Consider the following 13,812-nt stretch of genomic DNA (forward strand, 5'->3'; position numbering starts at 1 on the left):
CCCTCCCGAAGGAGGTTCATCGTTCGACTTGCATGTGTTAAGCACGCCGCCAGCGTTCGTCCTGAGCCAGGATCAAACTCTCCGTGAATGTTTACCGGTAATCCGGTGTGACACTCGCGTTGAGCGGAACAGGCCGGAGGAATAATCCAGCCCGTTCACAGCGTCCTCGCTGTGTTTTCTACAAAGGAACCTCATCTCCGTGATGGAGACGGGGTATCAACTAATCTGGCGTTGATTTTTGGCACGCTGTTGAGTTCTCAAGGAACGGACGCTTCCTTCGTACTCACCCTCTCGGGCTTTCCTCCGGGCGCTTCCCTTCGGTTTTTCGTGTTTCCAGCTTAGCAGATCCGTTTTCCGTTTCTGCCACCCGCTGGAGCGGGCTGCCGGGCTGTTCTTCGCTTTCGCGTTTCCCTTTCCGGCGGTTCCGACTCTATCAGATCCTTTCGGGCCTGATTCCCAGTCAGAGGGGGGCGTCTTTGCGGCTGTTGTGCCGTTCCGACGTTTCAAACTCTAGCGGATTTCCCTGGCGACTCATAATCGAGTCGTTCGAAATGAATTTCGGCATGCCGAAATTCGTCCCGGTAGGGAGATCGTACGGAGTTTGGGTGCCGCATCAGCGGCGAGATCCGTCGTCGCAGAACCGTTCCGGCTCCGTGACAACTCGAAGAACCTTACGGATCCACCAGGGGTGTGTCAACTCACCCTTGCGTCCATCTGGCCGACACCTTCTAGTCCAGGTCGGTGAGCCGGCCGCCGGCGTCCGGCTGTGCGTGTTCCACCCGGCGCAGGAGGCGGATCAGCATGTCGCCGAGCGCTCCGCGCTCCTCGGCCGAGAGGTCCTGGAGGAGGTCCTCTTCGAACGTCGTGGCGGCCCGCATCGCCTCCAGCCACTTCGTACGGCCTTCGTCCGTCAGCTCGACGATGACGCGCACCCGGTTCTTCTCGTCCCGGTCACGGGTGACCAGGCCCTCGTTCGCCATGCGGTCGATGCGGTGGGTCATGGCGGCCGGGGTGAGGCCGAGGCGCTTCGCGAGTTCGCCGGGGCCGAGGCGGTAGGGGGCGCCGGCGAGGACCAGGGTCTTCAGGACCTCCCACTCGGCGTTGCTGATGCCGAGGGCGGCGACCTGGCGGCCATACGCGACGTTCATCCGGCGGTTGAGCCGGCCAAGGGCCGAGACGACCTTCTCGACCTGGGGGTCGAGGTCGCGGAACTCGCGCTGATAGGCGGCGATCTGCTCGTCGAGGCTCGGCTCCTGCAGGGAGGTCTGCGGGCCGGGCTGCTCGGGGGTGTCGGACATGCGGCCACTATCCCATGCCTTGGTTGGCTTCTAAGTCCTTCCATGTGTATTGTTAATGTTCTAACTTTAGCTTCGAAGTCTTCGAAGCCTGATTGAAGCAGGTGAGTGTGTCCAAGGCGATGGGTGCAGCGATGCGCCGGATCCAGGCAGGGAACGTGCTGAGCGCGTTCGGGCTCGGGTTCACCGTTCCGTACCTCTATGTGTATGTGGCTCAGGTGCGGGACCTGGGTGCCGGTACGGCGGGGGCCGTGCTCGGCGTCTTCGCCATGGCAGCGCTCGTCGTCCTGCCGTTCAGCGGGCGGGCCATCGACCGGCGCGGACCGCTGCCGGTGCTGGTCGTGTCCGCGCTGCTGGCGTCCGTCGGCGCGCTGGGTATGGGACTGTCCGCCGGTGTCCAGACCGTCGTCGCCTCCGCCGCGCTGCTGGGCGCGGGTACCGCCGTGATGCAGCCCGCGCTCGCGACGATGATCGTGTGGTGCTCACGGCCGTCCGCGCGGACCCGGGCGTTCGCGATGCAGTTCTTTCTGCAGAACCTCGGGCTCGGCATCGGCGGGCTGATCGGCGGGCAGATCGTCGACGCGAGCCGGCCCTCCAGCTTCACCCTTCTCTTCGCCATCGAGTCGGCGATGTTCGTCGTGCTGGCCGGGATCGCCGCGACCGTGCGTATGCCCGGTGCGCCCGCCCTCCAGGGGGCGCGGCCGGCGGCGGAGACCGGGGGCGGCATGCGCGCGCTGCTCGGGCACCGGGCCATGGTGCAGCTGTGTGTGCTCGGGTTCGTCCTCTTCTTCGCCTGCTACGGGCAGTTCGAGTCCGGGCTCGCGGCGTACGGCTCCGAGGCCGCCGGGATCGACCCGTCCACGCTGGGCATCGCTCTGGCGGCGAACACGGGCGCCATCGTGGTCGCGCAGTTCGTCGTGCTCAAGTTCGTCGAGCGCCGGCGGCGTACGCGGGTGATCGCCGCCGTCGGTCTCATCTGGGCCGTGGCGTGGCTTCTGGCGGGGTACGCGGGGCTCGGGCACGGCAGCCAGGAGATGGCGACGGCCGCGTTCGTGTCGACGTACGCGCTCTTCGGGATCGGCGAGGCGATGCTGTCGCCGACCGTGGCGCCGCTCGTCGCCGATCTGGCGCCGGAGGCCCGGGTGGGGCAGTACAACTCGGCGTTCGCCCTGGTCAAGCAGCTCGCGCTGGCGGTCGGTCCGGCCGTGGGCGGGCCGATGGGGGCGGCACTGCACGGGCCGTACATCGTGACGTTCGTGCTCTTCTCGCTGGGGATCACGGCTCTGGCGCTGCGGCTCGGTAAGCACCTCGCGCCGGTGCAGGACCGGCCCGCGCTCGCTACGAAGTCGCGGATCGTGGCCCAGCACCGGCCCGCGCAGGACGCCCGGGTCGAGGCCGCGGCCTAGTCGGGCAGCGCGAACTCGCACCACACCGCTTTGCCGCCGCCCGGCGTGCGGCGGCTGCCCCAGGACGAGGCGATCGTCGCGACGATGGAAATCCCGCGGCCCGCCTCGTCCTCCGTTTCCGCACGGCGGCGGCGCGGCAGGTGGTCGTCCCCGTCCGTCACCTCGATGATCAGACGGCGGTCGGTGCGGCGCAGACGCAGCCGCATCGGCGGGGTGCCGTGCTGGAGGGAGTTCGCCACGAGCTCGCTCGCGGCGAGCACACCCAGGTCGCGCAGCTCGACCGGGAAGCGCCAGGAGGCCAGGACCCCCGAGGCGAAGGCACGCGCGCGGGGGGCCGCTTCGATGCCGCCGAGCAGCTCCAGGGCGGCGTTGTGGAACAGCTCCGCGTCCGTGCCGGTACGGGTGGGGTGCTGGAGGACGAGGACCGCGACGTCGTCGTCGTGCTCGGCGGTCACTCCGAGGGAGCGGATGAGCCGGTCGCAGACGACCTGGGGGGACCCGGTCGCTCCGGACAGGGCGCTCTCCAGGGCGGCCACGCCCTCGTCGATGTCCTCTCCGCGCCGTTCGACGAGGCCGTCGGTATAGAGGACGGCGGTGGAGCCGGGCAGAAGCGGGATCGTGCCCGAGGTGTGCAGCCAGCCGCCGGTGCCGAGCGGGGGGCCCGTCGGGTCCTCGGCGCGGTGGACCGTGCCGTCGGCGTCGCGCACAAGGATCGGCAGGTGGCCCGCCGACGCGTACACGAGCCGTCCCTCGTTGGGGTCGTGGACCGCGTACACGCAGGTGGCGATCTGGCTGGCGTCGATTTCGGCGGCCAGTCCGTCGAGCAGCTGCAGGACTTCGTGTGGGGGCAGGTCGAGGCGGGCGTACGCGCGGACGGCCGTACGCAGCTGGCCCATCACGGCGGCGGCGCGCACCCCGCGGCCCATGACGTCCCCGATGACGAGGGCGGTGCGGCCGGCTCCGAGGGTGATCACGTCGTACCAGTCGCCGCCGACGGCGGCGTCCGTGCCGCCCGGCTGGTACGTGGCGGCGATCCGCAGGTCGTCGGGCTGCTCCAGCTCCTGCGGGAGGAGGGAGCGCTGCAGGGTGACGGCGGTTTCGCGGTGCCGGCGCTCGCTGGCACGCAGCCGCTCGGCGGCCTCGGCGTGGTCGGTGACATCGGCGGCGAAGACGAGGACTCCGCCGGGGTCGTCGGATTCGGGGGCTTCCGCGGGCAGGCAGGTGACCGTGTACGAACCGCCGCCGCGGACGCGGCGCGATTTCACCGTGCGCGGCTTGCCGCTGCGCGCCACCTGGTCCATCAGCGGGAACAGCCCGAGCTCGTCAAGCTCGGGGCACACCTCGGCGGCCGGGGCGCCGGCCGGGCGGGGGCCGAACGCCGCCGCGTACGCGTCGTTGACGTACACGACGCGGTGATCGGGGCCGTGGACGAGCGCGACCAGTGCGGGGAGGCCGCCGAGCAGCTCCCCCGCCGAGAAGTGCTCCAGTCTGGTGCCGGGCGCGGCGGCCGTGTCGCCGAGGTCGTCACCGGAGGCGTCCGAGGCATCGGAGCGGGACCCCGGCCGCTGGTCGTACTCGCCGCGGGCCGCGGGCACGGAACCGCGGTCGATCCGAGCCGCGGCGCGACGCTGCGTACCGGGGAGCCGGGCGCTCCAACGCGTGAAGTTCACGGATCTTCTAGCCTCGTGTGGTTGGTTGCTGGTCGTGTCGGGTGGCCGCCGGCCGTCTCGGTGGCCGCGCCCCGTGGACAGGTCACTCTGTGCAGGTGTCAGTCCACCTATCGTCACACGTCCAGTGTGGCCGACCGCACTGACAGCGGGCTCAGTCTCCGGGGTTCTGCCCGGGGTTCCGGCCCTTCCCGCCCTTGGGCGGGTCCTCGTGGCGGCGTGTGAGGGGTTTGGAGGGGACGGCGCCCGCGGCGAGTTCGAATTCGGCGCGCGGGTGTTCCAGCGAGCCGAGCGAGACGATCTCACGTTTGAAGAGCCCGGACAGCGTCCACTCGGCCAGGACCCGCGCCTTCCGGTTGAAAGTGGGCATCCTGCTGAGGTGGTACGCCCGGTGCATCAGCCAGGCCGGGTAGCCCTTGAGCTTGCGGCCGTAGACATGGGCCACGCCCTTGTGCAGACCGAGCGAGGCCACGGAGCCGGCGTACGCGTGGGCGTAGTCCTGGAGGGGCTGCCCGCGCAGTGAGGCCACGATGTTCTCGGCCAGCACCTTGGTCTGGCGGACGGCGTGCTGGGCGTTCGGCGCGGTGTCCTTGCCGGGCTCGTCCGCCGTCAGGTCCGGTACGGCGGCGGCGTCACCGGCCGACCACGCGTGCTCGACGCCGTCGACGCTGAGCCGGGCGGTGCAGACGAGTCGGCCGCGCTCGTTGCGCGGCAGGTCCGTGGCGGCGAGAACGGGCGCGGGCTTGACGCCCGCGGTCCATACGACCGTACGGGTCGGCAGGCGGGTGCCGTCGGAGAGGACGGCGACGCGGTTCTCGCAGGACTCCAGACGGGTTTCGAGCCGTACATCGATGTTGCGGCCGCGCAGCTCACGGATGGCGTACCGGCCCATCTCCGCCCCGACCTCGGGCAGGATCCGGTCGCTCGCCTCGACCAGGACCCATTTCAGGTCCTCCGGCTTGACGTTGTGGTAGTAGCGCGTGGCGTACCGGGCCATGTCCTCCAGCTCGCCGAGTGCCTCCACGCCCGCGTATCCGCCGCCCACGAAGACGAAGGTGAGGGCCGCGTCGCGCAGGGCGGGCTCGCGGGTGGACGAGGCGATGTCCATCTGTTCGATGACGTGGTTGCGCAGGCCGATGGCCTCTTCGACGGTCTTGAAGCCGATGGCGTATTCGGCGAGGCCGGGGATCGGGAGGGTGCGGGAGATCGAGCCGGGGGCGATGACCAGCTCGTCGTAGCCGAACGGGACCCCGCCCGTGCCCTCCTCCTTGGTGGCGAGGGTGGCGACGGTCGCGGTGCGCTTGGCGTGGTCGACGGACTCGACCTCGCCGATGACGATCCTGCATCTGTCCAGGACACGGCGGAGCGGGACCACCACATGGCGGGGCGAGATGGAGCCGGCCGCCGCCTCGGGGAGGAAGGGCTGATAGGTCATGTACGGCTCGGGCGCCACCACGACGATCTCGAGCTCGCCACGGGCCAGCTCCGCCTTCAGCTTCCGCTGGAGACGCAGCGCGGTGTACATCCCCACGTAGCCGCCGCCGACGACGAGAATGCGCGTGCGCGGCGGGGAGCCGGGGGTCGTGTCCCGGGAGTTTGCAGCCTTCACCATCCCATGACGCAACGGCCTCAGGAGTTTGTCCACAGGCCCGGCAAATTGTGTGACCGGAGGTTTTCGCCGGGTGCCGCCGGGGCCACGTCCGGACCCGATGGAAAAACTGCAGGTCAGGGTGGGAGAGGGGGGTAACGGGAGCGGGCGGAATCGGGAGCGTTCCGGCTCTTGCTCCGATCGGGGGGCGGACCGTGCGGAAGAGCCTCTTCTGAATTGACTCCGACTCAACTATGTTCGTACTCCGTCGGGGTGTCGGGTCGGTGACTCGTCTGATTCACCTCGACTGTCAGGGCGGGGAGTCTCCGGGGGGAGACGACATCATTACCGGGGGAACACATATGCACATTCAGGATTCCCATTGGCAGACCGCTGTCGCGTCCGACGGCGGCAGCAACGGCAACGGGCGCGGTGCGTCGGCTGCGGGACTGGGAACGGGAATGGCCGACATCGGCCGTTCGACGCCCCTGCGGGTGGACGCGCAGCGCAATCTGGAGCACGTCCTGCGGGCCGCGCGCGAGGTGTTCGGCGAGCTGGGCTACGGGGCGCCGATGGAGGACGTGGCGCGCCGGGCGCGGGTCGGGGTCGGCACGGTCTACCGCCGCTTCCCGAGCAAGGACGTGCTCGTGCGGCGGATAGCCGAGGAGGAGACCTCCCGGCTGACCGACCAGGCTCGTACGGCCCTGGGGCAGGAGGAGGAGCCGTGGTCGGCGCTCTCCCGGTTCCTGCGGACGTCGGTCGCCTCGGGTGCGGGACGGCTGCTGCCGCCGCAGATACTGCGGGTCGGTGTGGACGTCGACGACTCGACGGCGGCGGGCGACGGGGCCCGGGTGCCGCAGCAGCGGCAGAGCGGTCCCGCGCAGGGCGGCGGCGCGTCGTCGGGGGATCTGCGGGGCGTCGCGCCGCGTCCGGTGGCTGTGGCCGAGCAGGACGACGCGGGCTCGGGCGAGCTGCTGGAGGTCGTCGGGCGGCTGGTCGAGCGGGCGCGGGAGGCCGGTGAGCTGCGGGGCGATGTCACGGTGGCCGATGTGCTGCTGGTGATAGCCACGGCGGCGCCGTCGCTGCCCGACCCGGCGCAGCAGGCCGCGGCCTCGGCCCGGCTCCTGGACATCCTGCTGGAGGGACTGCGCTCGCGCCGGTCGTGACCGTCGTAGCCGTCGTGACGGTCGTCCGACAATCGTGACGGTCGTGCCGGGGTGGGGTGGACGACCGGGGGTTTCCGGCCCCCGGTTCCCTCCTCTCCCGGTACGGCCTCGGTGGCGGCCGCGAGTGCCCCTGCGCACGGCGGGAAGGGTTACCCGTACGGGTGAAGGGCTGTGTTCCGGTCCATCAGGTTTCCCCGGACGGGTGGTTGACACGGCGTGGGCCGTACCGGCTCGCTCCGCTGTGGGACTCTTGGCCGGTGATGACGGGTGACGGTCCGGACGAACCACTCGCCGGGGCGGATGGAACAGATGCGGCCGGGCTGACTCCACGTCAGGTCCCGCGTCAGGGCGGCCGTCGTCTGCCGCCGTCCGACGCCGACTTGGTCCAGCGGATGCGAGCCGGCGACGACAGCGCGTACGAGGAGCTGTTCCGCAGGCACTCGGACGCGGTGCGCCGTTACGCCCGTACGTGCTGCCGGGACGCCCATACCGCGGACGACCTCACGGCCGAGGTGTTCGCCCGGACGCTGCAGGCCGTGCGCGGTGGCGCGGGGCCCGAGCACGCGGTGCGGGCGTATCTGCTGACGACCGTGCGGCGGGTCGCCGCCGCTTGGACGAAGTCGTCGAAGCGGGAGCAACTCGTCGAGGACTTCGCGGTCTTCGCCGACCAGGCCGCCCACGCCTCCGACCTGCCGGAGCGGGACACGCTCGAGCTCGGCGCGGACGTCCGGGCGATGCACGAGGCCGAGCGGTCGCTGGCGCTCCAGGCCTTCCGGTCGCTGCCCGAGCGCTGGCAGGCGGTGCTCTGGCACACCACTGTCGAGGAGGAGTCGCCCAGCGAGGTGGCGCCGCTGTTCGGGCTCACCGCCAACGCCACGGCGGTGCTCGCCAGCCGGGCCCGTGAGGGTCTCAGGCAGGCGTATCTGCAGGCGCATGTGAGCACGGCACTCACCTCGGCCGGCGACTGCGCGCGGTACGCCGACCGGCTCGGGGCGTATGCCCGGGGCGGGCTGCGGATGCGGGCCGAGCGGGGGCTGCGCAAGCACCTGGAGGAGTGCGCCAAGTGCCGGTTGGCGGCGGGTGAGTTGGAGCAGGTGAACGCGGGGATCCCGGCGCTGCTGCCGGTCGCGGTCATCGGCTGGTTCGCCGCCGGGTACTCGCTCAAGGCCGCCGGGCTGGTGGCGGGCGGCGCGGTGGGCGCGGCGGGGGCGGGTGCCGCCGCTGCCGCGACCGGGGTGGGTGCGGGTGCGGGTGCGAGCGGGTCGGCTGCGGGTGCGGGTGCCGGTGGGGGCGGGGGTGGAGTGTCCGGCGGGGCCGTGGCCGCGGAGGGCCTGGCCGCCCCGGCGAAGGCGGGGATCGCCGCGGCGGCGGCCGTCGCGACGGCCGCCGGGCTGGTGTGGGCGCTCTCGGGCGACCCGACGCCGGCGCCGCCGAAGCCCGAGGCGAAGCCGCCGGCCGTGGAGCCCGTCGTACCGCGGCCGCCCGCTCCCGCACCGAAGCCACCGCCGAAGCCGAAGCCCGAGCCCCCTGCGCCTCCCGCGCCTCCCGCGCCGTCCGCGCCGGAGCCGGCCCCGCCGCCGAAGAAGCCCTCGCCCAAGCCGAAGCCCCCGCCGAAACCCGGGCCTCCCAAGCCCGAGCCGACGCCGATTCCTCCGCCGAAGCCGCCCGCGCCGTCCACCCCGGTCGTCTTCCAGGTCAACCAGCTGGAGTACGGCGTCTCCGGCGACGGCACCGCACCTGAAGTGCGGCTCGGTGCGAGCAGCTGGCTCTGGCAGCGCTGGGGCATGTCGATCGCCGGCACCCGCTACGGGCACGGCGTCACGGTGCACGCCAAGTCCTCCGTCACCATCGATCTGAACCGGTCGTGCAGCACGTACGAAGCGCTCGTCGGTGTCGACGACATGACGCTGGGGCTGGGCGCGGCGCGCTTCTCCGTCTACGGGGACGGGGCGCGGCTGTGGCGGTCGCCCGTGCTGCGCGGCGGGGACGCGGCGGTGCCGGCGCATGTCGCCATCTCCGGGCGCCGGACGATCCGGCTGGTCGTGGAGCCGCACGAGCCGTTCGGCACGGTGGCCCTCGCGGACTGGGCGCAGTCTCGGATCAGCTGCCCCCAGGGAGCGTCTTCGAAGTAGCGTCGTCCGCCCGGAGGGCTTACGCCTGGAGTGTCGGGCGGGGCGGGACCCCGGCCGCGACCGCCCGCTGGCGTGGGGCCGCCGTGCCCGTCCAGCAGGTGCCGCGGCGGGCGAGGAGGCGGCGGAGCCACAGTTCCGTGGAGACCAGGTCGGCGAGGCCGTCCAGGGGAACGGGCTCGCCCTCCGACGCCGCCCGCAGCGCCTTGCGCACGACCCGGGCCTCCACCAGGCCCGCGTCCGCGAGGAGCGGGGTGTCGAACAGCGCCAGCAGATCGGGCAGGGCGAGCCGCAGACCCGCCCGGGTCGCGGCCGTCGACGCCGCCTGGGACGTCGCCCCCCAGCCGGTCGGCAGATCGTGGATGCCCGCGCCCGCGAGGACCGTCCGCAGGACCGCCGCCCGTGCGCCCGGCTGGACGCGGAGCGCTTCGGGGAGGTCGCGTGCCGCCCGTACGACCTGGTTGTCGAGGAAGGGCGCGTGCAGGCGCTGGCTGCGGACCTCCGCCGCCTGCTCCAGCACCCGGTGGTCGGCCGCGTGGCGCGCCAGCGCCGCCCGTGCCCGCGCCTCGCCCGGACGCTGCACGGACGTCGGCCGGGTCGCCGCCTGTTGGAGGCGAACCGATACTTCAGCGAGCGCCTCCCCGGTGAGCCACCGCGCGGCCGGCCCCGGCCGGGACCAGGTGAGGGCCGCCAGGGACGCGCCCAGGGGCCCGTTCACCGCCGCCGTGGCTCGGTTGGCCGAAGGCAGATGCGCCGCCGCCGACTCCAGCCCCGTCCGGTACGGCGTACGGGCGAGGCGCCGCGCCGCCCGGTAGACCGTGAGCGGGACCAGGAGCGAGCCCGCCGATGGCCCCTGCGCGCGGGCGAGCGCCGAGACGGGCCGCAGCAGCGGGCGGCGCCGGCGGTCCATCAGCAGATCGGCCAGCCTGGCCGGATGCGCGTCCAGGACCTGGCGGGCAGCGAGCCCCGTGAGGTGGTCGGCGCTGCCGGCGGCGAGGCGTCGCCGGTGGCGTTCGGCGGTGACGAGCGAGGGGCCTGGCTCATCGGTCAGCGGCCCGGATCCGAGGTCGGCGTACGGAAGGGCCTCCTCGCCCGCCGCCACGACGACGTGGTGCAGTCGGGGGTTGGCGGCGATGACGCGGGCCCGCTCCAGTTCGGCCTCCCGCCCCGCCCCGGCGGCCAGGTCGTTGAAGGTGACCGCCAGCAGCCGCTCGCCCGCGCCGGTGCCGTGGCCGAGGACCGTGCCGGGGACGCCCGGCAGCCCGGCGGCGAGCAGCGCCAGCGTGCCGGAGGCGCTGCCTCCGGACAGGTCCGCGCCGATACCGGGCGCGGGCGCGCCGCGTGCGGCGCGCCGTTCGGCGGGGCCCATCCCGGGAACGGGCCCCGGGTCGGGCGGCAGCGTCACGGGCGCGTGCCGGGGCGCGGTGAGTCTCGCGCGTACGGCGTCGACCAGCGCGTCCCGCATCGCGTCCATGGCGCGGTCCGGGTCGAGTTGGGGCGCCGCGACGGCGAGCGAGGCGACGGGTTCGTATCCGGTGATCTCGCGCGAGCCCTCGCGCAGGATCAGCGCGTGGCCGGGCGGGATGCGCTTGACGCCCGCGTACGGGGTGGAGTCGCGCAGCGCCTCCGGGGTCTCGGGGCAGGCGAGCAGCGCGGCCAGGTAGCCGATGTCGAGCTGGGCCTCGATGAGGTCGGCCAGCGGCAGTGCGGCGGTGGCGTACGCCGTGCCGTTCGCCCACGGGGTGTAGAAGACGGGCCGGGCGCCGGCCAGGTCGCTCGCGACGGTGATACGGCGGCCGACCTGGACGACCGCGGTGTAGCTGCCGGCCCAGGCGGTGAGATGGCGCAGCGCGCCGCCGCGCGCCGCGAACAGCCCGACCTTCAGCTCCTCGTCGCTGGCGGCGCAACAGCCCAGTACGGCAAGGCGGGTGTAGGGGTCGACGGAGACGACGCGGACCTCGTCGGGGCGCCAGTCGCCGACGGCCCAGAGCGGATCGGGATCGCCCCACAGCAGTTGCGCGCCCACGGGGTGGACGGTGCCGTCCTCGTCAGCGGACGACGTGGCCGAAGAACCGGCATGAGAACCGGCATGAGAACCGGCATGAGAACCGGCCGGGGAGCCGGCCGAGGACCTGGTGGCCCCCGCGCCGACCCGCCCCGCCGTACCGAAGCTCGCGGCGATACTGCTCCACCCCACCAGCCACCGCATCGCCGCCTCCACAGCCTGTGGACAACTCACGGCACCCCGCAAGGAGCACCCGATGAGGACATGCTGCCACGACAACGGCGCATAAGAGGGGCTCCGGGCGGCGTGCGCGAAAAGTGAAAGCGCCCCTGGCATTGGCCATTTGGCGACGCCCTCGCGCGGCCCGCAGTGTCCACGGACTGGACATTCAGGCGGTGGCATTCGGCCATTCTGCGGCCACCGAGGGGCCGACGAGGCCCGGGACGTCCGCATCCGCACGCGGCCCGGAGGGCTCCCTCGCACAGTCCGGGAGGTGGCGTCCACCTCCCGGACCGGTCCGCCGCCCGCGGGGAAATGAGGCGGCGGGATCCCCCAGCCCACCGGACCCTGTGCCGGCGGGCCGACCCACGCAGCACTCATGGAATCGCTCCCGCGCGAGCGGGACGAGAGCGCACGGCCGGGCGCACGGCCACACGGCGGGAGCACGGCAAAAGACCCGTCCCGGCCCGCCGTCCGCACACCGCCGTCGCCCCTCCCGGACCCCCGCCCACGCTCCGCCATGCCCTATCCGCGCTCCGTCCGTGCTCCGCCCACGCGCCGCCCTCGCTCCGTCCGGAGCGAAACACACAACAATCTCGCCATCCGGACCACCGCCTCTTAACGGTCGGGATGCGGCGAACTACGCTGGGTTCACTGCTGTTCTCCGGGGTGGGCATATTCCGAAGGGCTCGGCCAGGTGCTCTTGCAGCCGACGGCCGGGGTCCGGGAAGGGGGCTCTCCCGGGAGGATGCAACACGAGCGCCGGAGGCGTATGCCCCGGCGGCCGTCTGTGTGTCGAGGGGTGGCGTCGCATGTCCAGAGAGCAACGCGGGCCGAACGAAAAGCTCGGCACCGTTCTCGCCCTCGCGGGAATCAGCAACGCCGGCCTCGCCCGGCGGGTCAACGACCTCGGCGCGCAGCGCGGTCTGACCCTTCGTTACGACAAGACGTCGGTGGCCCGATGGGTGTCGAAGGGCATGGTGCCGCAGGGCGCCGCGCCCCATCTCATCGCCGCCGCCATCGGCCAGAAGCTCGGCCGCCCGGTGCCCCTGCACGAGATCGGGCTCGCGGACGCCGACCCGGCCCCCGAGGTCGGGCTCGCCTTCCCGCGCGATGTGGGCGAAGCGGTGAAGTCGGCCACCGAGCTGTACCGGCTGGATCTGGCCGGGCGGCGGGCGGGCGGCGGGGGGATCTGGCAGTCGCTGGCCGGTTCGTTCGCGGTGAGCGCGTACGCGACGCCCGCGTCCCGCTGGCTGATAACGCCCGCCGACTCCTCGGTGGAACGGTCCGTCGACGGCTCGGACGGCCCCGAGGACGCTCATGTGCGGGTCGGCCACAGCGATGTGGCCAAGCTGCGCGAGGCGGCGGAGGACGCCCGGCGCTGGGACTCCAAGTACGGCGGCGGTGACTGGCGTTCGTCGATGGTCCCGGAGTGCTTAAGAGTCGACGCGGCCCCGCTGCTGCTCGGTTCGTACTCGGACGAGGTCGGCCGGGCGCTGTTCGGGGCGACCGCCGAGCTGACCAGGCTGGCGGGCTGGATGGCCTTCGACACCGGCCAGCAGGAGGCGGCGCAGCGCTACTACATCCAGGCGCTGCGGCTCGCCCGCGCCGCCGCCGACGTACCCCTCGGGGGGTACGTGCTGGCGTCGATGTCGCTCCAGGCGACGTACCGGGGCTTCGCCGACGAGGGCGTGGACCTGGCGCAGGCGGCCGTGGAGCGCAACCGCGGCCTGGCCACCGCCCGCACCATGAGCTTCTTCCGGCTGGTGGAGGCCCGGGCGCACGCGAAGGCGAACGACGCGGTGGCGGCCGGTGCGGCGCTGAAGGCCGCGGAGAGCTGGCTGGAGCGTTCCCGGGCGGGCGACGCGGACCCGTCCTGGCTGGGCTTCTACTCGTACGACCGGTTCGCGGCCGACGCCGCCGAGTGCTACCGGGATCTGAAGGCGCCGCGCCAGGTGCGGCGCTTCACCGAGCAGGCGCTGTCCCGGCCGACGGAGGAGTTCGTACGCTCGCACGGGCTGCGGCTCGTCGTGAGCGCGGTGGCCGAGCTGGAGTCGGGGAACCTGGACGCGGCGTGCGCGGCGGGGACCCGGGCCGTGGAGGTCGCCGGCCGGATTTCGTCCGCGCGTACGACGGAGTACGTACGGGATCTGCTGCACCGGCTGGAACCGTACGGGGACGAGCCGCGCGTGGCGGAGCTGCGGGAGCGGGCGCGGCCGCTGCTGATGATGACGTCGGCGTGAGGCCGGTCGGCCGGCCCGGTACGGCTCCGGCCGGGCCCGGCACGGCTCCGGCCGAGTGCGATGTGACTCCGGCGTGAGGCGTGTCCCACCTGGT

General features: G+C 72.7%; 8 protein-coding genes and 1 rRNA gene. 4 read left to right on the forward strand and 5 right to left on the reverse strand.

Going from position 1 to position 13,812, the window contains the following annotated elements; all coding sequences use genetic code 11:
• Both ABT342_RS05340 and ABT342_RS05345 read right to left on the reverse strand, forming a co-directional pair.
• Positions 1 to 88 (reverse strand): 16S ribosomal RNA (locus tag ABT342_RS05340); the annotation flags it as partial.
• Between the two features lie 640 nt (positions 89 to 728).
• Positions 729 to 1,298 (reverse strand): MarR family winged helix-turn-helix transcriptional regulator, encoded by a 570-nt coding sequence (locus ABT342_RS05345; RefSeq protein WP_351567348.1) that lies wholly within the window; start codon positions 1,296 to 1,298, stop codon positions 729 to 731.
• A 119-nt stretch (positions 1,299 to 1,417) separates the two neighbouring features.
• Between ABT342_RS05345 and ABT342_RS05350 the strand changes: the two genes are divergently transcribed.
• Entirely contained in the window at positions 1,418 to 2,701 is a 1,284-nt protein-coding gene (locus ABT342_RS05350) for an MFS transporter (protein WP_351568109.1), read from the forward strand.
• Here the strand turns inward: ABT342_RS05350 and ABT342_RS05355 are convergent.
• Both ABT342_RS05355 and ABT342_RS05360 read right to left on the reverse strand, forming a co-directional pair.
• Positions 2,698 to 4,371 (reverse strand): ATP-binding SpoIIE family protein phosphatase, encoded by a 1,674-nt coding sequence (locus ABT342_RS05355; RefSeq protein WP_351567351.1) that lies wholly within the window; start codon positions 4,369 to 4,371, stop codon positions 2,698 to 2,700. The genes ABT342_RS05350 and ABT342_RS05355 overlap by 4 nt on opposite strands.
• A 151-nt stretch (positions 4,372 to 4,522) precedes the next feature.
• A complete protein-coding gene (locus ABT342_RS05360; protein WP_351567354.1) occupies positions 4,523 to 5,980 on the reverse strand; it encodes an NAD(P)/FAD-dependent oxidoreductase in 1,458 nt (485 codons plus the stop codon).
• A gap of 338 nt (positions 5,981 to 6,318) precedes the next feature.
• Here ABT342_RS05360 and ABT342_RS05365 point away from each other — a divergent pair, with 338 nt between their 5' ends.
• Both ABT342_RS05365 and ABT342_RS05370 read left to right on the forward strand, forming a co-directional pair.
• The gene (locus ABT342_RS05365) at positions 6,319 to 7,122 is read left to right on the forward strand and encodes a TetR/AcrR family transcriptional regulator (RefSeq protein ID WP_351567357.1); all 804 of its coding nucleotides are present in this window, start codon (positions 6,319 to 6,321) and stop codon (positions 7,120 to 7,122) included.
• Positions 7,123 to 7,382: 260 nt separating this feature from the next.
• On the forward strand, positions 7,383 to 9,254 hold the full coding sequence (locus ABT342_RS05370; RefSeq protein WP_351567360.1) for a sigma-70 family RNA polymerase sigma factor: 1,872 nt from the start codon (positions 7,383 to 7,385) through the stop codon (positions 9,252 to 9,254).
• A 19-nt stretch (positions 9,255 to 9,273) separates the two neighbouring features.
• Here the strand turns inward: ABT342_RS05370 and ABT342_RS05375 are convergent, their stop codons facing one another.
• On the reverse strand, positions 9,274 to 11,460 hold the full coding sequence (locus ABT342_RS05375; RefSeq protein ID WP_351567363.1) for an asparagine synthase-related protein: 2,187 nt from the start codon (positions 11,458 to 11,460) through the stop codon (positions 9,274 to 9,276).
• 827 nt (positions 11,461 to 12,287) lie between these two features.
• On the opposite strand from ABT342_RS05375, the gene ABT342_RS05380 reads away from it, so the two are divergent.
• The gene (locus ABT342_RS05380) at positions 12,288 to 13,718 is read left to right on the forward strand and encodes an NsdA family TPR-like regulatory protein (protein ID WP_351567366.1); all 1,431 of its coding nucleotides are present in this window, start codon (positions 12,288 to 12,290) and stop codon (positions 13,716 to 13,718) included.
• Positions 13,719 to 13,812 lie beyond the last annotated feature (94 nt).

This window comes from Streptomyces sp. NPDC000410, assembly GCF_040300305.1.
Lineage (GTDB): Bacteria > Actinomycetota > Actinomycetes > Streptomycetales > Streptomycetaceae > Streptomyces.